Annotated in this window: 2 protein-coding genes; both read right to left on the bottom strand. The window is 58.3% G+C overall.

Annotated elements, in window-relative coordinates; translation table 11 throughout:
- Positions 1–300 precede the first annotated feature (300 nt).
- Complete coding sequence (locus B5G37_RS14590) at positions 301–750, bottom strand: hypothetical protein (RefSeq protein WP_087258971.1); 450 nt, start codon at positions 748–750, stop codon at positions 301–303.
- 3 nt (positions 751–753) lie between these two features.
- A partial coding sequence (locus tag B5G37_RS14585) for a topoisomerase C-terminal repeat-containing protein (RefSeq protein WP_204217976.1) occupies positions 754–1,023 on the bottom strand: 270 nt, incomplete at its 5' end.

The following is a 1,023-nucleotide window of genomic DNA, read 5'->3' as shown; positions in this document are numbered from 1 at the left end:
ATGTCGCTCCACGGCGACAGGTACTCACTGTCCGCCGGGTCCGTGGCATCGAGGGCGGAGATGGCGAAACCTCCGCCCATGGCATAGGAATCCCTGTACAGAGCGAGGGTGTGGTGGTCTCCCCACCGGTTCACATATTCCAACGTCACCGCGTTCGTGTCCTTCCCCATGGTTTATCTCCTTGCCTTGTTGTACTTGCCCTTGGGCTTGCTGTCGAACGCGGGTTCCAAGTCCCCGTCCTTCTTCAATCGTATCTTGCAGTCGAAGGTCTTGCCCGCCTTGGTGCGGCATGGCCGCCTCCTATCTGCTGGTTTCCCGTGCCGGGCTTTCGCCCGGCTTATCATGTATGAGCTGTTCGGACGACCGGCGGGCCTGACCCGCCTCAGCGCGGAGCGAAGGAGTCTTGCCTGATAGCAGGTCATGCACGAAAGTTCTCGTATATGCGCCCTGCGCCCTCTCGCTGCCGATGCGTCCGGTCAGATCGATGATTATGGGGGTGGGTGAAGTATTCATGTACTCGAAGAGCATGTCGCTTGGATTAAACGAGTCGGCCTGCCACCACGGGGTGTTGACGGTCTCCATCACCTCGTTGCGGATGGACGCGGGAACGGACTCCTCGACGAGACGGTAGAAGTCCATTCTACCGGTTGCGCCAACGATGCCGTCCAGCCGGTCGATGTTGGCATCATCTGGCATGTCGGAATGGTAGGTCTGTCCATTGTCGAAGCTCACGAAATTGATGCGCCACATGGTTTATCTCCTCGCCTTGTTGTACTTGCCCTTGGGCTTGCTGTCGAACGTGGGTTCCAAGTCCCCGTCTTTCTTCAATCGTATCTTGCAGTCGAAGGTCTTGCCCGCCTTGGACTTGCAGCCCTTGAGCGGCACCTGCTTTCCGGAAAGTAGAGCGGACGCCTGCTTCTCGGAGAGCTTCTTTCCGCAGAATCCGAAGAGCTTGAACCCGCACCCGGAAATCTGCTTCCATGTGCCGTCCTCCTGCTTCTCGTTCTTGTTGGAGGAGCAGGC

The organism is Pseudoflavonifractor sp. An85, assembly GCF_002161235.1.
GTDB lineage: Bacteria > Bacillota > Clostridia > Oscillospirales > Oscillospiraceae > Enterenecus.
The sequence above is the reverse complement of the archived record's forward strand: the minus strand, read 5'-3'. Positions and strand labels throughout refer to the sequence as shown.

Bases quoted from the DNA above. Each gene is read 5' to 3' on its own strand.
- B5G37_RS14590 (WP_087258971.1), bottom strand. From the start codon at position 750: ATGTGGCGCATCAATTTCGTGAGCTTCGACAATGGACAGACCTACCAT.